Here is a 26,812-nt window from a genome sequence, read left to right on the forward strand (position 1 = left end):
TGTGTTTTATTGGAGTATATTTTATTAAATTTGTTAAGTATTATATAAAATTATACTACTTTAGAATATTTTTAAAAATATAGATATTACAGTAGTTATATCCATATAGGTAAATACATCCTACATTGATATATCATAATTGGACACTATGGAACAAAACACACCAATAAAACTCTCTGTGCAGAAGTATAGTTATTTTAATTATACTTTTTGTATTCAAAAATATCATTTCATACAGCGTATCCTAATTGAAAATCAACAAGAAAGCTATGAAGGAGTAAAAGTAGTTATCACTTCACAACTTGGTTTTTTTGAAGATAATATTATCAATATTGAACGATTAGATACAGATACAGCATATACCATAACTAAGTTTGACTTTAAATATAATCTACATTTCATTCGCAATGTTGTAGAGAAGGACATTGATACTGTTCAGATCGCATTGATGGTAGATGATGAAGTATTAGTCGATACTTTTTTCCAGATAGAAGTATTACCTATTGATTACTTCGGAGGATTAGAATTATTTCCACAACTATTAGCTTCTTATATTCTTCCAAACCACGATGTAATATATCCTATAAAGTCTAATGCTATTCGCATATTAGAAAAGAATAAATTAGTACCATCTTTTGAAGGGTATCAGTCAGGAAGTCGTGAGCGTGTACTACAGATGATATCCGCAATTTATCGCTCGATACAGAGTATGGACTTAGTTTATAGTGCATTACCGCCTAGTTATGAACGTACAGGACAACGTATCAGATTATTAGATCAAGTCATAGAGACGAAGTTTGGTAACTGTATGGACATTACATTGTTATTTGCAGCTTGTTTAGAAGCCATTGATTTACATCCTATTCTTATCTTAACTAGAGGGCACATATTTGTAGGTGTGTGGCTTGTAGAAGATAGATTTGATTCTATGGTTAACTATGACCAGACCGCTGTAACTAAGCGTGCGGCTGTTAATATCAATGAACTAATTGTTATTGAATCAACGATGGTATGTAAAGGAGCAACGTCAACGCTAAAAGAAGCAATGGCTTCTGCGGAAGCTCAGTTAATACAAGCATCAGATTTTATATTATCTATAGATGTTAAGACAGCACGTATTAATAATGTACTTCCATTACCTGTTTATAGAAAATCTACAGGAGAGTTTGTTGAAAATCAGGAATTTGATGTTAATAAGAGAAAAGATAAAATAGACAAACGATTTGATCAGGCTAATGCTTTTAATGATTTAGAATTAGGAGATGGATTAGTCCTTTCTAAACAAAGGATTTGGGAACGTAAGTTACTAGACCTTTCGTTGAGAAATAATTTACTAAATACTCGATTTACCAAGAGTATTTTACAATTAATTGATGTTAATGTCAATGAATTAGAAGACTCCTTGGCAGATGGAAAGACTTATACAATTCAAGGTAGTAGCCAACAAGAGATTCTAAATCGATATAATTTATATTTTCCTCCATTACATTCCTCTGAAGAGCTATATGAAATAGTTAACTCTGAATTTAAGCACAATAGGTTATATAGTTATTACAATGAGTACGATTTAGAAAATATATTAGTTAACCTACATAGAAACTCTAGATTAGCAGAAGAGGAGAATGGTAAGAGTACATTGTATTTAGGTATAGGCTTGCTAAAATGGTTTGAACCTAAGTCAGATACAACAGTTAGATATGCTCCTATATTATTAGTTCCTGTTGAGTTAAATAGGCGTTCTATTAATTCTAAGTTTGCTTTGAGAAGTAGAGGAGAAGAAACAATGATTAATATTACATTATTAGAATACCTTCGTCAAGAGTTTAAACTAGATATGACAGCTTTAGAAGATCTACCTATGGACGATTCTGGAGTTGATGTACCTAAAGTACTTGCTTTAGTTAGAAAAACAATTTTAGATTTAAAAGGTTGGGATGTATTAGACCAGGTTATTTTAGGAACCTTCTCTTTTAACAAGCTGATCTTATGGCAAGATATTTCGAAGTATGCAGATAAATTACAGAAGAGTACTATTGTCAATAGTTTATTAAATGGTAATTTATCTGAATCTTTAGATACTTTAAATAGTAATGATGAAGAGTTAGAGCAGTTGTCAGCGGCAGAATTAACTCTTCCTATTTCAACAGATAATTCTCAATTAGAAGCAGTTAGAAATGCACATGCTAATAGAAGTTTTGTACTACATGGGCCTCCTGGAACAGGGAAATCTCAAACAATCACAAATATCATTGCTGATGCATTAGCTAATGGTAAGAAAGTACTATTCGTAGCAGCTAAAAAAGCAGCATTAGATGTGGTGCACAGTCGTTTGGAAAAGATAGGTTTAGGCCCATTTTGTCTTGAACTACATTCTAATAAAACTCGTAAATCAGATGTTTTAGCTCAGTTTGAAGCTACCTTAGAAGTACCCAGATATAAAGGCAATTATGATTTTAAAGAAGCTTCAAATCGAATAGATGAACGCAAAGCGGAATTGAGAAAGTATATAACTCAACTTCATCAGCGTTTTAATATAGGGTGGTCACTTTATGACACGATTGCATATTTAGAACTTAATCAAGTTTCTTTAGATAATGACTTGTTAGTTAATATCAACTTAGAAGATATTACTCAATCCACCTATTTAAAGTGGACAGATTGGTTGATACAGATAGCTTCTCTATGTCAACGTATGGAAAGCCCTATGACTCATCCACTAAGAGTTTTAACTATTAAAGAACATAAATATGACATACAAACTACTGTAAAAGAAGTACTATCTGATTATAAGTATACAGCTAGGGAGTTTGAACAAATTAGTGCAGAGTATAATTTTAGACAGCTTACAGATAAACGTATTGACGCCAATAGTCTACAGACTTTGTTTGAGCTATTAGGTAATAGTAATTTATCTTATGAGTTGATAGACTTATATTTTGATGCTAATCAGTTTTCATTATTGCATAAATGGATTGAATTACAACAAAAACGTTGTCGTATAGAAGATGCAATTAATCAGAATTTTAATAAGAAAATAGTCGAAATAGATTTATCAGTTCAAGAACAAGAATGGAATAAAGCAAAGCATCTTTGGTTTTTACCGAAGTGGTTTAAACAGAGAAAAGTCAAGTCATTCTTAAACGGGTATTCTAAAGTTAAGGTTAAGTCTGAACATGAGGTTAATCAATTGTTTATCCAAATAGAAGATTTTAAAGCAGCTAAACAAAGTTGTGAGAATTCAAATTACAAGGATATTAATCGATTATCACATATTTATTATTCCAATGATAGACTAGATTTTGAAGCGATTTATACAGAGATTGAGAACCTAAGTAGTATTTCTAAACTAGCACAACAAAGTGGTTTTTATGGAATAGATAAGTGGTTATTAGGATTCTATAAAAACACCAATGTAAGAAGAGGTATTTCTGAAGTAACTACTTTCTTAAAAACATTTATCGTGAAGTATCACGATGTTCAATCGTTCTCTACTTCAGTGCCTTCTAGCGAAGAAGTTGATGGAATATTGGCTAACCTAGACAAACTTAATGATTGGATTAACTATAATGTTTATAAAGATGAAGGAAGTAAACTAGGGTTATCGTGGTACATTGATTTATTAGAACAAGGTAAAATAGGAAAGAACAATCTAGATACATATCTAGAACGAATTTTACATATTAATCTGTTTATTAAAACGGTTAGTAGCTCGTTTGCTCTTAGTGGATTCGATGCTAAGATCTATGAGACTTTAATTAAGCAGTATCAAGATATTCACTCTGAGTATACAGAGTTAAACAAGAGTCAGTTAGTATTAAAGTTAAGTAATCGTATTCCGAGAAGCTTCTTTGAGTTTATTCAAAGTTCAGAATTAGGAATGCTTAAACGCGCTATACGCAGTAGAGGAAGAGGGTTAAGCTTAAGAAAGCTGTTTGATCAGATGCCGAATCTTATTTCACGTCTAAAACCGTGTATGTTGATGAGTCCTATCTCAGTAGCTCAGTATTTTGACGTAAGTACAGAACACTTTGATTTAGTAATATTCGATGAAGCTTCTCAGTTACCTACAGCAGAGGCAATTAGTGCATTGGCAAGAGCAAAGCAAGCGATTATCGTAGGAGATCCAAAACAGATGCCACCTACTAGTTTCTTTACATCAAATAAAGTAGACGAAGATAATTTAGAATTAGAAGACCTTGAGAGTATATTAGATGACTGTCTAGCATTATCTATTCCATCTAAGTATCTATTGAGACACTACAGAAGTAAGCATGAGAGTTTGATATCATTTAGTAATGCTAATTTCTATGACAACAAGTTATTGACTTTCCCTTCTAAAGATGATCTAGATAAGAAGGTAACTTTTGAATTTATAGAAGGAGGAGTTTATGAGAAAGGCAAATCGCGTACTAATAAGAAAGAAGCTACAGCTGTAATAGAATATATTAAACAACATTATAGTCAGATTAAGCCTAAATCATTAGGTGTTGTTACTTTCAGTCAGACACAGCAGACTTTAATAGAAGATATGTTAGCAGAGATGTTATTAAAGAATCCTGCTATAGAGGAGACAATGTTAGGTGCGGCAGAGTCTCTGTTTATTAAAAACTTAGAGAATGTTCAGGGAGATGAACGCGATATTATCCTGTTCTCTATTGGTTATGGACCAGATGAAGAAGGAAAAGTATCGATGAACTTCGGTCCACTAAATAGAGATGGAGGCTGGAGACGTCTGAATGTTGCAGTTACTAGAGCACGTTATGAGATGAAGATTTTTTCATCTATTAAAGGAGAACATATTGATCTTAGACGTACAAACTCTGAAGGAGTTAAAGGACTAAAGAATTTCCTAGACTTTGCGGATAAAGGCTATGTAAATGTTACTGAAGGAGATATGGTCAAACAGAATGATAAGTTAATTCAAGCAATAGCTACTTACTTAAAAGACAATGGGTTTGATGTTAGAACTAATATAGGCACTTCTAGTTATCGCCTTGATATAGGAGTTGTTGATAAAAACAATCCAAATGAATATGTATTGGGGATTTTAGTAGATGGATTTAATTATTTCAATGCCAAAACAACAAATGATAGGGAACTTTTAATTCCAGGAGTTCTAAAAGGGTTAGGATGGAATATTTATAGAATTTGGACCATAGATTGGTTTAAGAACAAAGAGTTTATTCTTAAAGATTTACAAGCTAAAATGGATACTATTTACAATCAAGTTGAAGTAGAACAGGAAGAAGCCTCTCCTATGAATTTTATAAGTAAGCACTTAGTAGAAGTAACGGATAAAGTAGCAGTGTCAAAACAAAGACCTTATGAAGCACTAAATCTTAATGCAATAGCAGATGGTAATTCAGAGACTATTTATTTAAGTAATAATAGAAATATAGTTCAAAATCAACTATATCAATTTATTCAGACAGAGGGACCTATTAGCCAAACTTATTTGTTTAAAAAGATGATGAATATTTGGAATATTTCTCGTACAGGAACGAAGTTACAAGCTTATTTAGTTGAGTTAGTAAATGAAATACCTAATTGTATTGCTGTTAATTCTTATCAGGAGTTCTATTGGAATGATGACCTTTATAAAAGAGGATTATCATATTATAGAGAAAATGCATCAGAGAAAAGAAATATAGAAGATATCTGTCCTGAAGAAATTGAATTAGCTATAATTGAGTTATTAGAGAGTAACTTTAGTGTGCCACATGAAGATTTAACTAAAGCAATTGGTAAAGTATTTGATTTTAGCAAGCTAGGTAGCCAGATGGATCAAGTGATTCAACACGTAATTCAGAAGATGTTAGTTGAAGATAAGGTTATTAATCAGTTTGGTAAGATAATATTAAAAGATAACTAAAGTATACTGTATCATAGATAGACTTTATCGATAGGGCTTGATAGTTCTTATAAATTCTACTATTTTTACTTTGAATTAAAAAAGGAAGAAGATGAAGACATTAGAAGTAGGGCAAAAAGCTCCAGAATTTAAAGCATTAGATCAAGCTGGTAATACACATCAGCTTAGTGATTATAAAGGAAAGAAATTAGTAGTATTCTTTTATCCTAAAGCGAGTACACCAGGATGTACATGGGAAGCATGTAACTTACGTGATAACTATGCTGAACTAAAAGCTAAGGGATTTGAATTACTTGGCGTTAGTGCTGACTCAGCTGCTAGACAACAAAAGTTTATTGAGAAGAATAACTTACCTTTCCCGTTATTGGCTGATGAAGAGAAAGAAGTGTTAAACGCTTTTGGAGTATGGGGACCTAAGAAATTTATGGGACGTACTTATGATGGTATTCACAGAATGACATTTGTTATTGATGAACAGGGAGTTATTAGTGATGTAATCAGTAAAGTAAAAACAAAAGATCACGCAGCTCAGATATTAGAGAAGGCGTAAGAATAATATTTAAAAAAACCGCAATCTATGTAGATTGCGGTTTTTTATATTTAGCTAAAGCTTATTTTTTATTAAAGTAGTCATAAGCTAACTTCGCTATTTCTGCTATAATTGAAGCATTAGTTTTATCACTTTCTTTTGAGTTCATAATAAAAACAGCGATTGAGAATTGTTTACCATTAGGTAAGTAGACAATAGCAAGGTCATTATCTGCTGCTCTCAGACCTTCTTTATTTCTAAAGGACATTCCTGTTTTATGGACAACCACAGTATTTTTAGGAAGTAGAGCTTTTACTTTATCTTGTCCTGATTTTGTATCAATCATAGCTTGTCTTAAGAAGTTATTATAATCTGGAGATAATAACTCTTCTTTGCGGAACATTTCTAATATTCTAGTAGCCTCAAGTGGAGTAATCCAATTTTGGTATTGATTATTAAAATCTAAACTCATTGTTTCTTCACTTGATACAATTTCAAAATTTTGAATACCTAAAGATCTAAAATAAAGGTCAGTCATCTTAGGGCCAATAAAACTTCTAAAGAATAAATTAGATATATTGTTATCACTATGAGAAGCAGTGTATTGTATTAATTCCCTTAGAGACATATTAAACTCGCCTTTAGGACTTTTATCTCTTAGTGGGCTATATGTTCCTTCTTTTAAATCCTCTTTTTTAATATATATTTCAGTATCTAATGAGATATTGTGTTTATCCATATAATCAAGAATATTTAGTGCTTGAAAGAATTTGTAAACACTCATTGTAGGATATTTATGGTCATTATTGACAGTTAACGTATCCTTTGCGTCATAAATGATTGCAACACCGACAGTAGCATTCTTATTACTTATTACACCTTTAATTTTGTTGTTTAATTCTTGATGTTGGCTAAAACTAATAGTTGATATTAGAGAGAATAGTGTTAGGAAAAATGGTTTCATTATCTGTTTTGTTTATAAAAAAGCAAAAATAATAACATAGTAAAGATAAGAAAGTAGGTGTGAATAAATTATAATTGAACTTTAAGCAAGTTCTTATATTAAGATATTTTTTACTACGTTTGAATAATATAAAAAAGCTATGAAAGAAAAGATTGACAAGGGAGATTTATATCTTCTTAAAGAGCATAGTACACTTTCTGATATACAACTAGGAGAACTCTTAGAGCAGAAGAGCTATGCCGACTACTCAGACTGGAATAAGTTTATAAAGTACTTCACACTAGTTTTAGGAGCAGGGTTTTTAATATCAGGTATCATATTCTTCTTTGCTTATAATTGGGCAGATCTAAATAAGTATGCCAAGTTTGGACTTATATTTAGTTTACTAGTTTTATCAGTAGGAGGATCTGTATATACTAAAACGAGTGCTATAGTTAAGCAAGTTTGCTTACTTGGTGCTAGTGTATTAGTAGGAGTACTTTTTGCTGTATATGGTCAAGTATATCAGACAGGAGCTAATGCTTATGATCTTTTCTTGATGTGGGTACTAGCGATAACGCCATGGACTGTATTAAATAAGTTTACACCCCATTGGTTAGTCTATGCAGTATTAGCAAATACAACATTAGCTCTATATTTTATGCAAGTTAAGAATGAAGATATGATGTATTACAGCATATTATTTATGCTAGTATTAAACATCGCACTTTATTTTGTCCCTGTTTTATTGGGTAAAGTACTTCAGTTCAAACTAGATAAGTACTATATGGGAATAGTAACTCTAGTTTGTTCTGCGATTGCTGCCTCAGGAGTGATGGTATTTATCTTTGTTGATTATGATCATTATTCTAGAGCAGATTTAAGTGGTTTGAATATGCTTGTCATAGGTGCAAGTCTATGGTTAATTGCGAGTTGTTTATGGAGTTTAAAGACGAAGAACCTCCTGTTATTTAGCTATTTTCTAATTGCTGTTTTCTCAATAATCTTTGCTGCCTTGATTAAGATCGCAGATGTGAATGAAGGTTCTTTACTATTATTTGCTATTTACAGCATTGGTGGGACTTTCGGAGTTGTGAAACTAATTATGAACCAGAAAAAACTGTGGAACAATGAGCAATAATTTATTTAAAGATCTTGTCTCATCTGTAGAACAGGCAGGAGTAGAAGTTAATCATGAAGCACTTCAGGTAGCTAAAGATAAACTAGCAATGAAATCTATCATTATTAGAGTTATCTCCATACTAGGTAGTTTACTAGGGTTAGGTTTATTCATTGGATTTATAGCCTTAGCCGCTTCAGATATATTTCAGGAGGCTATTGCCTTTATACTTATGGGAGTCCTATTTTTAGGAGGAGCATTTGCATTAAATAGAAGTAATGATGGAGCTATTACAGTTAGTATTGCTGTATCGCTTTATATAATAGGGTATGCTTTTTTAAGCTATGGTTTATCTAATGATGGGCATTTGATGGGATATTCTATGTTCGTTATAGCCCTGATTACCCTGTTTTTATATAATAATCACATTATTTCTTTTTTGAGTAGTTTATCTATTCTAGTAGCTATTCATTTTATTATGTTTGATTTAGATATTCAGACATTCTACTACATCTATCTAGCAATAGTACTAGCGGCAACCACCTATTTGTTTTGGCAAGAACAACGATTGAGAACAATGGATAATCTTATCGGTCATAGGTATTTACCAATCTTCGCAGCTCTATTTACTTACACATTAGTAACGGGGATCATTAGCTCTACCCAACAATTTGGTTATTATTACTTTAGTGAGTTTAGAGGAGTACGTCTTTTCTTTATCACAGTATTAGTAGCAGCTTTGTTGTTCACAGTACACCTTGTTTTAGATAAAATGAAGGTTTCTAAACTTCCTATTCAGATCGCTACATATCTATTAGTTATTATCTTTAATGTTTTAGTGGCGTACTATTATCCAGCCTTTGGTATAGCTTGTTTGTTTATACTATGGGGCTTTATGAGACAGTTTAAAGCAGGCTTTGCAGTAGGTATAGCAACCCTTGTTTGGGCAATGGGAATGTTCTATTATGATTTAGGGGTTAGTTTATTGGCTAAGTCTATTTCATTAATGATTGTAGGAGCAATGTTTTTAGCTATTTATTATTTAATTCAAAAGAAAGGAGAGAAGCATGATAACATCTAAAAAGAATCTCGTAATTATAGCAGTCTTAGTACTTATAGGTGTGTTCTTTATTAGAGCAGTCTCTCAAAAAGAGAATACAATAGAACAAGGACAATTAGTACTGTTAGAATTAGCTCCAGTGGATCCTAGATCGTTAATGCAAGGAGACTATATGACGTTAAACTATGCTATTTCGGCACCTACTTCAACAGTGTTTAGTGATAGTTTATCTACAGATTTTACGTCAAATATAGAAAGAGAGTTTGAAGATGCAGTAGAAAAAAGCAAGCTTCACAAAAGGGGGTATGTCTTGTTATCTCTTGACAAAAATAATGTTGGGCATTTGGTAAAAATGCAAAATGAAATGGGAGAGAAGGCAGCTAATCAAATCTATATTAAATATTTTAACTATGAAGGCTGGAGGTTTAATATAGGAGCAGAGAGCTTCTTCTTTCAAGAAGGCGAAGCTGAAAAATACGAAGCTGCTAAATATGGTGCCCTACGTGTAGATGACAAAGGGAATAGCGTATTAGTAGGGATGTATGACGAAAAGCTTAAGCCTATTTAGAATGAGGAATGGTATCAGTTAACGGCTAACCGTTAACTGATAATACTAAAAACTCGCTTCAAAAGTCACTGTATGTGTTTCTTCATTAGGAGTATCCAGATAGTTATAATTACTGCTAATTGTAATCTCTGTAAAACCAACGGCCTGAAGTGCTAATTCGAACTCTTTGACACCCCAAAAGCGAAGAGCGAATAGATCTATCTCCGAGTTGATTAATCCTTTCTCGTTATCCCAATGTTCATATCTAAGCTGAGACATTGTTGTTTGAGTTATGTAATTTGTCTCTACACGAGACTCTGTCAGCGTTAGCATGCCATTAGGTACATTCCACTGTCTAGCTAACATAGGTGGTTCAGCAAGAGAAGACAGAAGAGATAAATCTATGATTAGTCGTCCATTTTCTTTTAGAGCTAATTTAAAGCGTTTTAAGACCTCGATAGCCTCATTGATGTCTGTGATTAGCTGAAATGAGCCAGCAGGGATAATAATAGCTTCATAAGGCGCTGTATAAGTGAATGTATTAAACATCTCTTGTCTAAACTTTCCGTTTAATCCTCTTTTTTGACATTCTTGCTCGCAGTAAGCTAGCATTTCTGCAGAAGCGTCGAATCCCTCAATATTTAAACCGCTTTCTAGTAAAGGAATTAGTATTCTACCATTTCCAGAAGCAGGCTCTAGTATAGTGCCTTGTATGTTTTTCAGTCTTTCTCTGTAATATTCAACATCGCCAAATGACCTTCCAATAGGCTTATCGATGTGATATACCCAAGAAGCTAATGATGCATATCTATTGATTAAAGTAGTGTTTTTCATATTCTTGATTAAGTTGTTGTAAACATAGAACAAAAAAGAGTGTTGTGAAAATTAGAGATATTAATTTGTTTAAAATCAAAAGTAGATATACATTTGCACTAGTATTAACGAATAATAGTCTAAATGTACACAGCTAAGTAAAGATTGGTTTTATATAACCAATAGATAATGGGACAGTCTTAAAGTCCTACAGAGTGGTTATCATCTTTATTCATTAGACAACTATCTTTTGTTGTCATAATACTTAGCATCGTGTAAATACATATTTTTTGACCGTGAGGAGTGGTGTACGGGCCACGTATGGAATATTCACATCAATTAATCAGACTAGACTATGAGCATAGTTATATCAAATCTATCTTATTATCACGCAGATAAAACACCTTTATTTACCAATATTAGTTTCTCTATTAATGCAGGAGAAAAGACTAGTATAATAGGCCAAAACGGAACAGGTAAGACTACTTTATTAAAGCTTATTGCTAAAGAGTTAGAACTGTCTTTACCTGCTATTCATACTACAGGAGCCTTGTTTTACCTACCGCAAAACAAGCAATTAGTACAGACACATACCATCTATGAAGCAGTAGGTGTTGCTAATCAAGTTAAAGCATTACGCGCTATTTTAGAAGGTTCAGTAGAGGAGTCAAATTATGAGATTCTAAATGATCAATGGGACATAGAAGAGCAGGTAAGTAAAGTATTAAGTTATTGGGGGCTAGAGAACATAGCTGTAGAGACGACTATGGAGTGTCTTAGTGGAGGCCAACAAACGAAAGTACTTTTCGCAAAGATGATGTTGAGTCAAGCAGATATTTTATTGTTAGACGAACCTACTAACCATTTAGATACAGAGACCAAAGACTTGTTCTATAAATTTGTAAAGGAGTTTAAGGGAACTGTAGTTATTGTTAGCCACGATAGAGCATTATTAGAATTGATGCCTATAACTTTTGAACTTACACCTAGTGGAGTGTTTAAGTACGGAGGAAACTATAGTTTTTATAAAGAACAAAAAGAACTTCGTCTACAAGGACTGCAGAGTAAATTAGATCATCTTTCTAAAGAGATAAAAGATTCTAAAAAGGCTGACGTCAAAAGAGTAGAACAAATTAATAAAGAGAAAGCACAGAATAAAAAGGCTGAAAAGAAAGCTGGTTTGCCAAAGATTGTGATTAACACAATGCGCAATAAATCAGAAAATAGTACAGCTAAACTATTAGATGTACATCAACAGAAAAAAGAGGGGTTACAATCTGAGCTTACGGATCTAAGAACACAGCTAGACCGAGATAAATTATTTGACATACGCTTTCCTCAATCTGCATTGCACAAAGGCAAAATACTTTGGGAGGCTAAAGAACTAAATTATAGCTATACACCAGCATTTGCTCCAGTGTTTAAAACGCATTTAGACTTTAAAATACTCAGCGGAGATCGTCTGTTATTAAAAGGGAAAAATGGTTCAGGTAAATCAACTTTGTTTAAGCTATTACAAGGTATTTATACACCTACCAATGGCACACTTTATAAAGGAGGAGCTAAGGTCATTTATCTCGATCAGTTTTATTCATTATTGAATGGTGATTTAACACCTGTAGAGCAACTGGAGTTAGCCAATGAAGCAAAATACACTATTGCAGAACTGAGAAACTTATTGTTTCAACATGGTATAGGAGTAGAGTTATGGACTAATAAAATCAATACATTTAGTGGAGGTGAAAAGCTAAAACTTGTACTGTGTTATCTAACTATCTTACAATCAGAAATAGATGTGTTAATGCTAGATGAGCCAACTAATAATTTGGATATTATCAGCATAGAAAGCTTAACTAAAGCTTTGAATGAATTTAATGGAACACTAATAGTGGTAAGCCACGATGATAGTTTTATTAAAGACTTAGGTATAGAAGATGTAGTGCAGTTGAATTAATCTTATTTTCTCAATGATTACTACTATTTGTTGGCAATAGTCCAATATTACTGTTTTCAGTAGTCATTAATTTTAGATTTCACTAAATAATATTTAAATTGCGTGAACAAAAACAATACAAAAACAATAATAATGTCGAACAAAATAACTTCAGCGCAAGCTATCGAGCTAGAGAATAAATACGGAGCACACAACTACCACCCACTACCAGTAGTATTATCTAAAGGAGAAGGGGTTTATGTATGGGACGTAGAAGGAAAGAAATACTATGATTTCTTATCTGCTTATTCTGCAGTTAACCAAGGACACTGTCACCCAGCTATTGTTAAGGCTATTGCTGACCAAGCAGGTACATTAGCACTTACATCAAGAGCTTTCTATAATGACAAATTAGGTTTATACGAAGAGAAAATCACTAAACTTTTTGGTTTTGATAAAGTTCTTCCAATGAACTCTGGTGCAGAGGCTGTAGAGACAGCTTTAAAGTTATGTAGAAAATGGGCTTATGAAGTAAAAGGTATCGCGGAGAACCAAGCAAAAATCATCGTATGTGAGAATAACTTCCACGGAAGAACAACTACGATTATTTCTTTCTCTAACGATCCAGATGCTCGTAAAAACTACGGACCTTACACAGACGGATTTATCCGTGTAGCATATAATGATGTAGATGCTTTAAAAGCAGCTATGGAAGCAAACAAAGGAACTATTGCTGGTTTCTTAGTTGAGCCTATCCAAGGTGAAGCTGGTGTTTATGTACCAGACGCAGGATACTTAACTGCTGCTAAAGCATTATGTGAGGAGCACAACGCTTTATTCATCGCTGATGAAGTACAAACAGGTATCGCTCGTACAGGTAAAATGTTAGCTATCGACCACGAAAATATCAAAGCTGATATCATCGTATTAGGTAAAGCATTATCAGGAGGAGCATATCCTATCTCTGCTGTGTTAGCAAATGATGAGATTATGAATGTAATCAAACCAGGACAACACGGATCTACTTTTGGTGGTAACCCTACAGCTGCAGCAGTAGCTATGGCAGCATTAGACGTAGTATTAGATGAGAAATTAGCAGATAACGCTGAGAAATTAGGACAGTTATTCAGAGCTGAATTAAACAAATATATCGCGAACAGTAATATTTGTACTTTAGTACGTGGAAAAGGATTGTTAAACGCAATCATTATCAATGATACAGAAGAAAGCGATACAGCTTGGAACATCTGTTTAAAACTTAGAGATAACGGATTATTAGCAAAACCAACACACGGTAACATTATCCGTTTCGCTCCACCATTAGTAATGAACGAAGAACAGTTACTTGACTGTGTTCGCATCATCACTGAAACATTAAAAGAATTCGAAAGATAGAATATCAAAAGCGGCCTAGGCCGCTTTTTTTAATGGATAATTTTAAATGAGGAATGAATAATGTAATGGTTAACAGGTTTTTCCTACAGCAATTATCTGATCGTAATCTATATCCTCGTGCTTTGTCATTCCGATGAAAGAGGAATCATTCTAGTAATTCCTCTGTGTAAATACATCGACGTTAGGAGGAATCTTATTTGTAGCTTACAATTAAAGATAATTAGTGCTATATGCTTACTCCCTAAAAAAATAGATATATCAACGAAAAAAACACTATTTTTTTCTTTTGTATTAGCTTAATATGCTATATAACAGATAATTTTATTTTTTATTTCAACAGTTTTTTTAAAAAACATAGTCAATAAATGGCTATAATGACACTTCCTTTTAAAAAATAATATGTTTTTTTGTTTACTTAAAATATATAATATATTGTTTTTTAGTTGTTTATGTTTTTTGTCGATTAATGTTATTGTTCTCAATCCCTTTAATAACAAGTACTACGCGCACTTTCATCGACAGTTCAACGACAATAAGCCGTATTTAGATGGTAGGAGAAGGTGTTTGTCGATGAATGGTCATCTTATTGACCTTGCATTCTCCTATGATATAAGAAAGGTAGCTATATATGAATCTATTTATAATTCTTTTTTGAGAAGTAAAATTGTTTAGCACTCAAACAATAACTTTTGTTAACTAAAATCTCCTATATTTACCCTAAACGCCAAAAAAAACATTATGAAAGGATTTTTATTATTACTTATAGGATTGTGTAGTGTGATTAGTAGTTATGCTGATTGTGCTGTGCATGGATTAGATGTTTTTCCGAAGCAAAAGAATATTAAGCAAAATAGTTTATTTATTCTGGAAGGGTATGCGTGGAGTCAGGAGATTATTTTAAAGTTAAATACGATATATCCTATTTATCTAGAGAGTAGAAATGAGAAGATTAAGCTACAGGTGTTGGAAGTTTGTACAGGAGAGTTTAAATTAACTCAAGCAATTTTAAAACCAGAAACTTATTTAAAAGTAGGATTGGAATATACAATGCGTATAGATGGAGATATACCTTTTGATAAAGAGTTAATGAGATATAACCGAGAAAGAGGAGAATATGAACCAGTTACGTATACTGTACTTGCAGAAAAGGATTTGATTGCTCCTGTATTAGAAGGTCAGGTTAAAGAAGTAAAAAAGAGCTTTGAAATGTATGGCTGTGGGCCTTCAGTAAATATAATATTTTCAAATCCAGCTAAGGATGACTCTGAACTACTTGTAAAGACTACTGTGAAAAGTTTAAAAACAGGTAAGAAAAGTACTTATTATCTACAGTCAGATAGTGATGAAATAAATGTTGGACATGGGATGTGTAGTGGTGCATTTCAATTTAAGGAAGGAAATAATTATGAAGTAGAGTTTGTCTTTATGGATAGTGCTGGCAATATTTCAGATACCAAGGTGGATAAAATTAGGTTTACTAAGCCTAAAATGGAATTGACTTATTTTTAATAGTATTTACAAATGAAAGGATTTTTATTATTTATTATCGGATTGTTTAGTGTGATGAGTAGTTATGCTAAGTGTGGAAATAATGGTTTGTATGTTTTTCCTAAGGAAAAGAATATTAAACAGAATAGTATATTCATTTTAGAAGGCTATGCAGATAGTCAGGGAGTAATAACTAAACTAAATAAGGAGTATCCTATCTATTTACAGAGTGGAGATAAGAAAGTACAGTTAGAAGTAGTAGAGACACATAAAGGGCAGTTTGAACTGACGCAAGCAATTTTAAAACCAGAAACAGAGTTAGAAGCAGGATTAGAATATACATTATATATTGGAGGTGATGAACACATTCAAAATGTGTTAACTAGATATAATAGTTCGCCTATTACCTATAAAGTACTTTCTGAAAAAGATCTAACATCTCCAGAGGTGGTAGGTCAACCCAAAGTATTAAGAAAAGAGTATATTATTGCTGGTTGTGGACCTGAGAGTTTTGTTGAATTTAGCAATCCAGCTAAGGATGACTCTGAACTACTAGTAAAGACAACAGTAAAGAGTCTAAATACAGGTAAAAAGACTACTTATTACTTGCAACCTACTAAGGATAAGATAGAGGTGGGATTTGGGATGTGCAGTGGAGCCTTTAGATTCAACGATGGAGATAATTATGAAGTAGAATTTTTCTTTATGGATAGTGCTGGTAATATTGCCGATACTAAAGTGGATAAAATTAGGTTTACTAAACCTAAAGTGAAACATTTTGGCCCCCCGTATTAAGATAAAAAGTCTGCTCATAAGCAGACTTTTTATTTTAATACGAATATCAAAAAGAAGTTGATAGCTAAACATTTTAGGGATAAAAACGTAAAGGACTGTATGCTAAAATTTCTATTAATCATCGTAGCTATAACTAGTACAGGTAGGATAAATAAGGCATACAACATAGGGTAGTAGGCTTCTTCGAACACCCATTTGAATGCCTCTGAAGTGTTTGTCTCTACTACATAAAGCCCTCTCATTATCCAAAGTACTAAATTGGTAGTACACAATAGAAATAGTACAATGTCTATTGTCTTTATCCAAATCATTTTCATAGTTTGTTTATTTGAGGTCTTTGGTCTGCATTAAGTATCGTCCAAGCTGTAGCGAAGGCTAACTGCGTGCGTTTTTTCAGTAAATCAAACTCTATCTTATCATAGGTATCTGTTGGCATATGATAGTCTGCGTGTGTACCGTTAAAGTAGAACATAGCAGGAATATTCTTTTTGGCAAAACTATAGTGATCAGATCTGTAGTAAATTTGCTCTGGATGGTCTAAGGCATCGTATGTATAGTCAAGATCAAGGTTAACTGAAGCAGCATTTGCTTGTTCTGACATTTGATGTAAGTCTTTACTCAATCTATCTGCTCCAACAATGTAAATATAGTCTCCCTCCTTAGTGTATTTGTCACTCTTTCTACCAATCATATCAATATTGATATTAGCAACGATATCTTTAAGTGGGATAATAGGGTTCTTCACATAGTATTCAGATCCAAATAACCCAAACTCTTCACCTGTAACGTGCAAGAATAGCACAGAACGCTTAGGTCTAATGCCTTGCTGCTCTAGTGATTTGAATACTCTTGCAATTTCCATGACAGCTACTGTACCAGACCCGTTGTCATCTGCTCCGTAGTAAATCTGATCTAGTAATATTCCCATATGGTCATAATGAGCAGAGATAACTAAGACTTCCTCTGGTTTTTCACTTCCTTCTATAAAAGCCATTACATTCTCACTGTCTTTTAGACGCATCATTGCTTTTCGCATGAAGGCTGCTGGGACAGGCTGTAGATAACTATCAGCTTGTTTAGGGTGTGCGATATGACGTTGTTTATAGAAGTTGACTAGGTACTCTGTTGCTTTCTTTTGTCCAGGTTCTCCTGTTCTTCTTCCTTCAAATTCATCAGAAGTAAGTACTTTAAGATTTACAGCCATCGAGTCAGCAGATATTTGTTTCCAATAATCAGCTTGTGTTGGAGTGGTATTACTTGAGTTGATTGTTGTTTTACAGCTTGTTATAGAAAAGCTTAATGCAAGTAGGCTTAAGGCTATTTTATAGTTATTCATTAGTGAGTATAAATGTGTTTGGGGTAAAGATAATGAAGAAAGGGGAATGAACAATGAGGAATGAGAAATGGGCAATGAGGAATGTTGTCGCAGATTTGTAATTCATGACGACATACGAACGCATATAAGGTACATACGCAATACCTTGCGTGTCACACAAAATGCAAAACATAGCACGGATTATAAATCCGCACCAACAAGCGAAACAACGAAACAGCAAATACTCAAAGTCAGGAGACTTTGCGTAGCGTAAGGAACGGATTACAAATCCGCTCCAACAAAATCACAAAACAACAAAATCACGAAATAGCAAAAAGACAAAAAAGTAAAACCATATGCCGAAGGCAAACATTCTTCATTCCTCATTCCTCATTCTACGTTGAATTATTTATCTTTGTTTAAATCAAAAGTTGACAATGAGTAAAATCGTTTTTATTACAGGAGGTTCTTCTGGTATAGGTAGAAGTGTAGGGGAGTATCTTACACAGCATGGATGTAAAGTATATGGTACAAGTAGAAATCCTGAGCGAGTGACAGATTCAAAGATTCCGTTAGTGAAGTTAGATGTTCGCGATGTAGAGAGTATCAAAGCTGCTATTAAGGAAGTTATAGATATAGAGGGAAGAATAGATGTATTGATTAATAATGCGGGTGTAGGTATTACAGGACCTATTGAAGAGATACCAGCTGAGCATATCCTTAACAATTTTCAGACAAATGTATTTGGGCCGATTGAGGTAATGAAGGCGGTATTGCCATTTATGAGAGAAAGACGTTCTGGATTGATTATCAATGTGACTTCTATTGCTGGATATATGGGATTGCCTTTTAGAGGGATTTACTCTTCATCAAAAGGGGCATTGGAGTTGATTACTGAAGCATTGCGTATGGAGCTAAAGCCATTTAATGTAGAGGTGACTAATGTAGCTCCGGGTGACTTTGCTACTAATATTGCTGCAGGTCGTTATCACGCTCCTGTATTAGAAGGTTCTGCTTATAAAGAGGTTTATCAGATGTCTTTAGATATGATGGATGAACACGTAGATAGCGGTGGAGATCCTATAGAAATGGCTAAGGCTATTCACAAAGTTATCAATACGCCTAAACCTAAAGTTCGCTATAAAGTAGGGGAGCCTCTTCAGAAGTTTTCGCTTATTTTAAAGAAGATCTTACCTGGTAAGATGTATGAGAAGATGCTGATGAATCACTATAAAATCAAAGGATAGACAAAGAAATTCTATTACTATTTGGCACTCAGTCAATAGAGGATAATACAGAGACTATTGCGATAAAAAACTCTCTAATATTCGCTATATTGAGGAATATAAATCGTACTTTTGGCTTACAACATAACATAATATAAGATATATCATTATGAAGTTTTTTATTGACACAGCTAATTTGGATCAAATTAGAGAGGCTGAAGCGCTTGGGGTATTAGATGGTGTAACAACTAACCCTTCTTTAATGGCTAAAGAGGGAATCACAGGAGCAGAAAACATTTTAAATCACTACAAAGCTATTTGTGAAATAGTAGAAGGTGATGTAAGTGCAGAAGTTATTTCTGTAGATTACGAAGGAATGATTAAGGAAGGGGAGCAATTAGCTGCTTTAAATCCTCAAATCGTAGTTAAATTACCAATGACTAAAGAAGGAGTAAAAGCATGTAAATACTTTTCTTCTAAAGGGATCAAAACTAATGTAACATTAGTATTCTCTGCTGGACAAGCTTTATTAGCTGCTAAAGCAGGTGCTACTTATGTATCTCCATTTATTGGAAGATTAGACGATATCTCTACTGATGGATTGATCTTAATCGAGGATATCCGTCTTATCTATGATAACTACGGATTTGAAACTCAAATCTTAGCTGCGTCTGTACGTCATACTATGCACATCGTTAACTGTGCTAAGTTAGGTGCTGATGTTATGACTGGGCCTTTAAGTGCTATTACAGGACTTTTAAAGCACCCTCTTACTGATAATGGATTAGCTCAGTTCTTAGCTGACTACGCTAAAGGAAATAAATAAGAAGGTCAAATTTCTTATACACATATTACAAACTACAAACTGATAAAAAAGGCTACCGAAAGGTGGCCTTTTTTGATGGTGTTATTCTTTTACTTTTTTGTCTTGACACCAAAAAGTAACAAAAAAGGTCAAGGCTCTAACTCCTCAGCGGTCAATTAAGATATAAATTCTTAGAACTAAACAAACTCGCTAATCGCTCAAACACTGTTTAGTTCTTTAGAATTAGTATCTATTGACACTCGCTTATACGTTGAGGCCATAACATCGTTTCACAAGGGTATTTTGGTTGTATAGATAAACTATTTATTAAGATATTTACTTTATTATGGAACATAGTTTTAAAGATTTAAAAGAGAGAATTAGGATTAAAAATAATCTGATATCTTCTATAGGAGTGGTGGTAGCGAGTGGAAAAGATGGAGAATACTATGTAGCTATATCTCCTTCATTTCTAGTAAGTGGTTATGGAGAAACTGAGGGAGCAGCATTAGAAGACTTTAGGTATAATATGAATGTATTTGTAGAAGATTTAAATAAGGTATCTCTTAAAGAAAAGGTTGAATATCTACAGTCTTTAGGGTTTGATAACCCAGATGTAATTAACTAAATAATCATATTGATAATAAATACAAAAGCCGAGAACTAATCAGTCTCGGCTTTGTTATTAAATACTACTTAGTAGTTGGTTTTTCTAGGTAATCGAAGAAGTACTGTGCAATCTTGTCATTTAAGTGTACTCTATCTATCCCTTGTACGTTGTGCTCGTGGCTAGGGTATAGGAAGTAGTCTACTTGTTTTTTCGCTTTGATAGCCGCTTCTATAAACTCCATAGAGTGTTGCTGTACTACTACGGGATCTTGTGCTCCGTGGATGATTAATAGTTTGTTATTAATCTTATCTGCTTTGTTTAACAAGCTTGTCTTCTCGTAACCAGCTGGGTTTTCACTTGGCATGTCCATATAGCGCTCACCATACATAATCTCGTACATTTTCCAGTCCATTACAGGACCACCTGCAACACCTACTTTAAATACTTCAGGATGAGTAACTGATAGAGTAGTAGTCATAAAACCACCAAAGCTCCATCCGTAAACACCAATCTTATCTTGGTTTACATAAGGTAGAGATTTTAAGTAATCAACTCCTTTCATTTGGTCCGCCATCTCAGCTTGTCCTAACTGTCTGTGAATTACTTGTTCGAATGCACGACCTCTGTTAAAACTTCCTCTACTGTCTACTGTAAATACAATATAACCGTTCTGAGCCATATAGTTGAAGAATAGGTTAGCTCCACCTAACCAAGTGTTCGTTACTAACTGTGCGTGAGGTCCACCGTATACATATACCATTACTGGGTACTTCTTAGTAGCATCAAAGTTAGTAGGGTAGATAATACGAGCGTTAAGTGGTGTCTTACCATCTGCCGCTGTAATTGTCGTAATCTTCGTTTCAGGCATTGTTACAACACCTTCATAAGGATTCTTAGAAACTAAGATTTCTTTTTCTTTCTTAGATTCTGCATTGACAATAGATACTTTATTAGGAGTCTCTAGGTTGTTAAACTGATCTAAGAAAAGTGTTTTGTTCTTATTTAGTACAACACTATGTGTTCCTGATAAGGTAGTGATTTGCTCTGTCTTTCCTTTTTTAAGGTTAGTTTTAAACAGTTGTCTATCTAAACCTTGGTTTGTAACTCCGATGTAATATAAGTTCTTAGCATCATCATCAAAACCTAAGAAATCAGTCACAATAACATTCTCATGACCTAACTTTTTGATTAGTTTACCATTTGTGTCATATAAAGATAGTTGTCTATATCCATCAGCTTCTGTGAAGTATAGGAACTGATCTGTAGTACCAGGTACAAATACTAGGCTGTTATTAGGCTCTGTATATGTCTTAGAACTCTCTTCAAAAAGCGTTTTCTCAAATGCACCCGTAGCTACATTGTATTGGTTTACTTTTAAGTGATTTTGCTCTCTATTAAGTACTCCTACATATACATAGTTACCTGAAGGATCCCAAGTAACCATTGTTAAGAATTGGTCTGCTTCTCCAGTTTGTAATGTAACTTTTTTACCAGTATATACATCGTATACCACTAATGATACTTGCTCATTAGCCATACCAGCCATAGGGTATTTGATGTTTTTAACTTCAGCTACACGCTCACTCCACTGAATAATAGGGTAAGAGGTAACCATGCTTTGGTCTTTTCTATAGTAAAGTAATTGGTCTTGTTTTGGGCTCCACCACATTCCTTTATTGATACCAAACTCGTTTCTATGTGTATCACTACTACCATTGATAATATCTAGAGCAGGATCATTTGTAATTTGAACATCACCTCCTTTATTAGTAGAGATTACAATGTTGTTATCTTTAAGCCAAGCGATATGATCTCCATTGCGAGAGATGATTTGCTGTGCACCTTGAGCATCAAATTTGAATGAATTAACTACTTTCTTATCTGCTAGATTAACTTTGAAGTAATACTTTAACTTATTAGTAGATTCATTTACGTAAAACTCTACCTCATTGTCGTTTAACCAAGTTAAGTTAGTAGGTATTATTCTTAGTTTAAATGTACTTCCTTTAGCAGAAGTATTGATAATCTCTTCTAATTGTTTAACTGTTAGAGCAGTTTGAGATTCCCATTTATTAGCTTGACTTTTGATTAAAAGACTATCTCTGTTCTTAGTTACGAAACTTAAAGTATTGTCGTTTTTCCAAGAAGGCTGAAGAATTCTCTCTGTAGCAAATTGTCCACCAAGACCCATAGTAGCCTCAGTCATATTGAAGTTGCGCTGTGCAAACATCATATTACCTGCTATCAAAAAGAATAATAATGATTTGTTCTTCATAATTGTTATAGTTGTTTTTACGGTCGCTAATTTAAATCCAAATACGTCATTAGCCAAATGATGTTTGAAAATTCTGCCAATAAGCCTTTCTGACAATAGAAGAATAGTTCTTTTTTTATATCTTTAAATCTCAAAAATATATAACCAAAAGAAGAGTATATGCAAAAAGTAGTTTATATAACAGGAGGTACTAAAGGTATCGGTAAAGGAGTAGCTAAAGCGCTATTAGACAACGGGTATAAAGTAGCTGTGTCAGGGCGTAATATTGAGGCTGTGAAAGAAGCTATTCAGGACTTAGGACATGGTGATAATATCTTAGCTATTCAGTCAGATGTACGTAATTATAGTGATGAAGAGTCTGCAGTAGCACAGATAGTAGAGAAGTTCGGTCGTTTAGACATCGTTATCGCTAATGCAGGTGTAGGTATATTCTCTTCTGTAGAGGATATGAGTTTAGAAGATTGGAATACAATGATAGACACTAATCTTACAGGAGTATTTCATACACTAAAGGCTTCTGTTAAGCAGTTAAAACAGAATAAAGGGTACTATATCAGTATCGCTAGTTTGGCGGGGATTAACTTCTTCGCTAACGGTAGCGGATATAACGCTAGTAAGTTTGGTGTTGTTGGTTTTACACAAGCTGCAATGCTAGATCTTAGAAATGCAGATGTAAAGGTAACTACAATCCTTCCAGGCTCTGTATCTACTAACTTTAATAATCACGAACCTTCTGATGCTGATCACTGGAAGATACAGCCTGAGGATATGGGACAGATGGTAGTGGATATATTAGCAATGAATCCTCGTGTATTACCAAGTAAAATAGAGGTGAGACCAACTAAGGTTAATTAGGTTTACAGTTGACTGTTAACGGTTTTTGCCTACGGCATTAATAGACTAGGATTGTGGATTTATAGGATGCGATCCTTCCTGTCGTCAGGATGATAAACGTACTTTGAATAAGTTTACAGCAAACGGTTTACAGTTCCGTGCAGAGAGCGTAATTAGTAATTACAATTATGCTGTATGCAACCATAAAACCATGAAAAAATAATATCCACGAAAAAACAAAAAAACATAACTATGAATGCAGATTTTGGAAAGTTCCTTTTAAGACTTGGCGTTGGAGGATTAATGATATTTCACGGAATACATAAGTTGATTCACGGTCACGACTTTATTATTAATCAATTGAAAGCACATAATTTACCTGAGTTATTGTGGATTGGTGTGCCAATCGGAGAGATTATAGCTCCAATCTTTTTAATTGTTGGTTTTGCTACGCGTATCTCTGCATCTATTGTAGCGTTTACGATGTTTATGTCTTTATTCTTAGTAAAAGGAATGGGGAGCTTTGGTTTAGATCCAAATACAGGTGGGGTATTAGCAGAGTTGAATTTATTGTATTTATTATCTGCTTTGGCTATTGCTTTTATTGGGCCTGGTACTATTCGCTTTTACAAAGGGAAAAAAGGAATATGGGTGTAGTTTTTAATTAAGAATTTAAAATGAAGAATTAAGAATGTTTTGCCTTTCGGCATTATGCACATTCTATATCAATGTAGGGGCGGATTGCAATCCGCCCTTTTATATTCAATTGCAAATCCCTTTCAACAAACAAAAGAACAAAATCACGAAAAAACAAAAACATAACAAAATGAGAGTATCATTTGACTTTGATGGAACCTTAACAGAGAACATAGTACAAGGGTACGCTAAAGAATTAGTGACTAAAGGAATTGATGTATTTATCGTTACTGGTAGATATAATGAGCTATTGCGTGTGATGAATGGAAGTAAAACTAATGAAGATTTATTTGCTTTAGCGGATGAAATAGGTATTGAGCATAAGCATATCGTGTTTACTAATCGAGCAGATAAAAGCTATACGATAGGTGGAAGTGGGCTTATTTGGCATTTAGACGATGATTTAAACGCTTTAAATGATATTAATAGGTATTCTGACGTTAAAGGAGTTTGGATAGGAGATAGCGATTGGAAAGAACGTTGCAATGAATTACTTACAGAGGTTGGTCTTTAGTTTCTTATTTTTTCTTTAATACTACTAAGCGCTCAGTGAGAGTAATTACTTCATAATTAAAGTATTCAGCAATATATTCAAAAGTCTTAAATGTATAGATAAATACATGTGTTAAGTCTTTTCTGTAATACCAATTCTTAAAGTCAGTTTGATTGTTGTATAGATGTGTTTTGATAATTAAGATTCCTCTTCGTTTAAGAATACTACTTAATTTCTTTATTTCCTCTAATGGATTATAGAAGTGTTCAAATACTTCGCAACTAAAGATATAATCATATTGATAGTGTAGGTATGCTGTATCTGGGTGAAAGTAAGGGTCATATAGGTTTACTTTATACCCTTTCTCTACTAGTTGCTTAGTAATAACAGGTCCTTTACCACAACCATAATCAAGTCCTAGCATATCTGGTGTACAGTTCTCTAATACTGCATTAGTAACAGGAGCAGTAAAGTTCTGATAACCGATATCATTTACATCATTATTATGACATTCATAATGATTTTTCTCCTTTTCGGAATTAAAATAATGTACCTCATCTTTTAGATAAGCCTCACAAGTAGAACAGAAATAATATTCATCATCTATTTTATTAACTAAAGGCGTATGGCAAAGGGTACAGTTCATGTGTGAAAAGTCTTATTTTATTGAGAGACGAAAGTACATGTTTTTCTTTTAATTAAGAAGATTCTTCTAAACTGTATCTTCATCTATAGAGTGTGCCTTTTGAGGAGCAGTTTTTGTCTCTTAGTGTAATCCACTATTTAGATTCTATCATCTAAAGTATCTTTTTTATACTTTCGTTTGCAATAAACACAACAATATGACAGAGAATATAGAATTGCTAAGGTATCCTATTGGTGAGTTTGTAATGCCTAAAGTTATTACAGATAAACAACTTGCTGAGTGGATTAGGACAATAGAGGAGTTTCCAAAACAAATTAAACAAGAGGTCGAAGGACTTTCTGATAAAGATCTTGAGAAGCGATATAGACCTGGAGGCTGGACCATAAGACAAGTCGTGCATCACTGTGCAGATAGTCATATGAATAGTTTGACAAGATTTAAACTAGCATTGACAGAAGAACAGCCTATAATCAAACCTTATGCAGAGCATCTATGGGCAGAGTTAACAGATTCTAAATTACCTATAGAGAGTTCTTTGGCTGTTTTAGAGGGACTGCATTTTAGATGGGCAGTATTGCTCAAAAGTTTATCTAATACAGAACTAGATAGAACATTTATTCATCCTGCTAATCATGAAATAGTTTCTTTAAGAGTGAATATAGGAATCTATGCTTGGCACTGTAACCACCATCTCAATCATATTATCAACGCTAAACAATATAACTATTATGAATAATTCATGGATACCATATCCTTTAGTATTAGAAGGAAATATAGTCAAATTAGTGCCTTTAGAAGAGCATCATTTAGAAGAATTGTATAAGGTAAGTTCGGATAAGGAGTTGTGGAGGTTAGTACCTACAGATTGTTCAGATAGAGATACTTTTTATGCAAATTATAGAAATGTTTTAGCTGCAAGAGATAGGGGGGGACAATATCCATTTGTAATCTTAGATAAAGAGACTAATGCTATTATTGGTTCTACGCGTTTCTTTGAGATGTATGAAGCCGATAAAAAGCTAGAAATAGGTTGGACGTGGATTACACAAGGATATTGGGGGACAGTAGTAAACTTAGAGTGTAAATTACTATTGTTGACGTATTGTTTTGAAACACTAAAGGTTAATAGAGTTCAACTTAAGACTAAGGATGATAATATACGTTCTAGAAATGCTATTGAGAAGATAGGAGGAGTATTTGAAGGTGTTCTTAGAAAAGATAAAATACAGAATGATGGGACTACTCGAAATGCTGCTTATTACAGTATTCTTGATAATGAATGGAAAATTGCGAAGAACAAGATAGAGAGTTTGATTAATAGATAGTTTGACAAAGAACATTATCGTTAAATACATCTTATTTTTAACATAGAATTGACTTATACAAATTAAATATATGATGATAATCATAAAGTATT

23 protein-coding genes are annotated in these 26,812 nt (G+C 33.4%); 17 read left to right on the forward strand and 6 right to left on the reverse strand.

Annotated features, from left to right (window positions below):
* The first annotated feature begins 148 nt into the window (after positions 1-148).
* Entirely contained in the window at positions 149-5,872 is a 5,724-nt protein-coding gene (locus BMX53_RS05525; RefSeq protein WP_074745012.1) for a DUF4011 domain-containing protein, read from the forward strand.
* Between the two features lie 91 nt (positions 5,873-5,963).
* Positions 5,964-6,422 (forward strand): thioredoxin-dependent thiol peroxidase, encoded by a 459-nt coding sequence (gene bcp / locus BMX53_RS05530; RefSeq protein ID WP_038987656.1) that lies wholly within the window; start codon positions 5,964-5,966, stop codon positions 6,420-6,422.
* Positions 6,423-6,483: 61 nt separating this feature from the next.
* Here the strand turns inward: bcp and bla are convergent, their stop codons facing one another.
* Positions 6,484-7,365 carry a class A beta-lactamase, subclass A2 gene (gene bla / locus BMX53_RS05535; RefSeq protein ID WP_074745014.1) on the reverse strand — a complete coding sequence of 294 codons (882 nt, stop codon included), beginning with the start codon at positions 7,363-7,365 and terminating at the stop codon, positions 6,484-6,486.
* Positions 7,366-7,504: 139 nt separating this feature from the next.
* Here bla and BMX53_RS05540 point away from each other — a divergent pair, with 139 nt between their 5' ends.
* Genes BMX53_RS05540 through BMX53_RS05550 form a run of 3 tightly spaced genes read left to right on the forward strand, consistent with a single transcriptional unit; the run spans position 7,505 to position 10,092 of the window.
* The gene (locus tag BMX53_RS05540) at positions 7,505-8,485 is read left to right on the forward strand and encodes a DUF2157 domain-containing protein (protein ID WP_038987654.1); all 981 of its coding nucleotides are present in this window, start codon (positions 7,505-7,507) and stop codon (positions 8,483-8,485) included.
* Positions 8,475-9,545: a DUF4401 domain-containing protein gene (locus BMX53_RS05545; protein ID WP_038987653.1), complete on the forward strand. Its 1,071-nt coding sequence runs from the start codon at positions 8,475-8,477 to the stop codon at positions 9,543-9,545. Before BMX53_RS05540 ends, BMX53_RS05545 begins: the two co-directional genes overlap by 11 nt.
* Complete coding sequence (locus BMX53_RS05550; protein WP_074745077.1) at positions 9,535-10,092, forward strand: GDYXXLXY domain-containing protein; 558 nt, start codon at positions 9,535-9,537, stop codon at positions 10,090-10,092. Before BMX53_RS05545 ends, BMX53_RS05550 begins: the two co-directional genes overlap by 11 nt.
* A 45-nt stretch (positions 10,093-10,137) precedes the next feature.
* Here BMX53_RS05550 and BMX53_RS05555 read toward each other — a convergent pair whose 3' ends face one another.
* Complete coding sequence (locus BMX53_RS05555) at positions 10,138-10,905, reverse strand: class I SAM-dependent methyltransferase (RefSeq protein ID WP_038987651.1); 768 nt, start codon at positions 10,903-10,905, stop codon at positions 10,138-10,140.
* Positions 10,906-11,239: 334 nt separating this feature from the next.
* On the opposite strand from BMX53_RS05555, the gene BMX53_RS05560 reads away from it, so the two are divergent.
* From BMX53_RS05560 to BMX53_RS05575, 4 genes are all read left to right on the forward strand, one after another.
* Entirely contained in the window at positions 11,240-12,838 is a 1,599-nt protein-coding gene (locus tag BMX53_RS05560; RefSeq protein WP_074745016.1) for an ABC-F family ATP-binding cassette domain-containing protein, read from the forward strand.
* 132 nt (positions 12,839-12,970) lie between these two features.
* A complete protein-coding gene (rocD, locus tag BMX53_RS05565; RefSeq protein ID WP_063175694.1) occupies positions 12,971-14,212 on the forward strand; it encodes an ornithine--oxo-acid transaminase in 1,242 nt (413 codons plus the stop codon).
* A gap of 738 nt (positions 14,213-14,950) precedes the next feature.
* Positions 14,951-15,721, forward strand: a complete 771-nt coding sequence (locus BMX53_RS05570) for a hypothetical protein (protein ID WP_074745018.1) — start codon at positions 14,951-14,953, stop codon at positions 15,719-15,721.
* A gap of 12 nt (positions 15,722-15,733) precedes the next feature.
* Complete coding sequence (locus BMX53_RS05575) at positions 15,734-16,495, forward strand: hypothetical protein (protein WP_074745020.1); 762 nt, start codon at positions 15,734-15,736, stop codon at positions 16,493-16,495.
* Between the two features lie 29 nt (positions 16,496-16,524).
* On the opposite strand, the gene BMX53_RS05580 is transcribed toward BMX53_RS05575, so the two are convergent.
* Both BMX53_RS05580 and BMX53_RS05585 read right to left on the reverse strand, forming a co-directional pair.
* Entirely contained in the window at positions 16,525-16,812 is a 288-nt protein-coding gene (locus BMX53_RS05580) for a hypothetical protein (RefSeq protein WP_074745022.1), read from the reverse strand.
* The gene (locus BMX53_RS05585; protein WP_074745024.1) at positions 16,809-17,831 is read right to left on the reverse strand and encodes a M28 family metallopeptidase; all 1,023 of its coding nucleotides are present in this window, start codon (positions 17,829-17,831) and stop codon (positions 16,809-16,811) included. Before BMX53_RS05585 ends, BMX53_RS05580 begins: the two co-directional genes overlap by 4 nt.
* 416 nt (positions 17,832-18,247) lie before the next feature.
* Between BMX53_RS05585 and BMX53_RS05590 the strand changes: the two genes are divergently transcribed.
* The 3 genes from BMX53_RS05590 (at position 18,248) to BMX53_RS05600 (ending at position 20,469) form a co-directional block, all read left to right on the forward strand.
* Positions 18,248-19,057, forward strand: a complete 810-nt coding sequence (locus BMX53_RS05590; protein WP_063175689.1) for an SDR family oxidoreductase — start codon at positions 18,248-18,250, stop codon at positions 19,055-19,057.
* A gap of 148 nt (positions 19,058-19,205) precedes the next feature.
* Positions 19,206-19,862 carry a fructose-6-phosphate aldolase gene (fsa, locus tag BMX53_RS05595; protein ID WP_006261176.1) on the forward strand — a complete coding sequence of 219 codons (657 nt, stop codon included), beginning with the start codon at positions 19,206-19,208 and terminating at the stop codon, positions 19,860-19,862.
* 325 nt (positions 19,863-20,187) lie between these two features.
* Positions 20,188-20,469 (forward strand): hypothetical protein, encoded by a 282-nt coding sequence (locus BMX53_RS05600; protein ID WP_244154474.1) that lies wholly within the window; start codon positions 20,188-20,190, stop codon positions 20,467-20,469.
* Positions 20,470-20,533: 64 nt separating this feature from the next.
* Here the strand turns inward: BMX53_RS05600 and BMX53_RS05605 are convergent, their stop codons facing one another.
* On the reverse strand, positions 20,534-22,726 hold the full coding sequence (locus BMX53_RS05605) for a S9 family peptidase (protein ID WP_074745026.1): 2,193 nt from the start codon (positions 22,724-22,726) through the stop codon (positions 20,534-20,536).
* A 159-nt stretch (positions 22,727-22,885) separates the two neighbouring features.
* Between BMX53_RS05605 and BMX53_RS05610 the strand changes: the two genes are divergently transcribed.
* The 3 genes from BMX53_RS05610 to BMX53_RS05620 all read left to right on the forward strand — a co-directional run bounded on the left by BMX53_RS05610 (position 22,886) and on the right by BMX53_RS05620 (position 24,770).
* The gene (locus BMX53_RS05610) at positions 22,886-23,581 is read left to right on the forward strand and encodes an SDR family oxidoreductase (RefSeq protein ID WP_074745028.1); all 696 of its coding nucleotides are present in this window, start codon (positions 22,886-22,888) and stop codon (positions 23,579-23,581) included.
* Positions 23,582-23,812: 231 nt separating this feature from the next.
* Positions 23,813-24,217: a DoxX family protein gene (locus tag BMX53_RS05615; RefSeq protein ID WP_038987450.1), complete on the forward strand. Its 405-nt coding sequence runs from the start codon at positions 23,813-23,815 to the stop codon at positions 24,215-24,217.
* A gap of 169 nt (positions 24,218-24,386) precedes the next feature.
* Positions 24,387-24,770 (forward strand): HAD family hydrolase, encoded by a 384-nt coding sequence (locus tag BMX53_RS05620; RefSeq protein WP_074745079.1) that lies wholly within the window; start codon positions 24,387-24,389, stop codon positions 24,768-24,770.
* 4 nt (positions 24,771-24,774) lie between these two features.
* Here BMX53_RS05620 and BMX53_RS05625 read toward each other — a convergent pair whose 3' ends face one another.
* Entirely contained in the window at positions 24,775-25,395 is a 621-nt protein-coding gene (locus BMX53_RS05625; RefSeq protein WP_074745030.1) for a class I SAM-dependent methyltransferase, read from the reverse strand.
* 196 nt (positions 25,396-25,591) lie between these two features.
* Between BMX53_RS05625 and BMX53_RS05630 the strand changes: the two genes are divergently transcribed.
* Positions 25,592-26,131, forward strand: coding sequence for a YfiT family bacillithiol transferase (locus BMX53_RS05630; protein WP_074745032.1), 540 nt, complete (start codon positions 25,592-25,594; stop codon positions 26,129-26,131).
* Positions 26,124-26,720 carry a GNAT family N-acetyltransferase gene (locus BMX53_RS05635; RefSeq protein WP_074745034.1) on the forward strand — a complete coding sequence of 199 codons (597 nt, stop codon included), beginning with the start codon at positions 26,124-26,126 and terminating at the stop codon, positions 26,718-26,720. The genes BMX53_RS05630 and BMX53_RS05635 overlap by 8 nt, the downstream gene beginning before the upstream one ends.
* Positions 26,721-26,812 lie beyond the last annotated feature (92 nt).

The organism is Myroides marinus, from assembly GCF_900109075.1.
In the GTDB taxonomy this organism is placed as follows: Bacteria; Bacteroidota; Bacteroidia; order Flavobacteriales; family Flavobacteriaceae; genus Flavobacterium; species Flavobacterium marinum_A.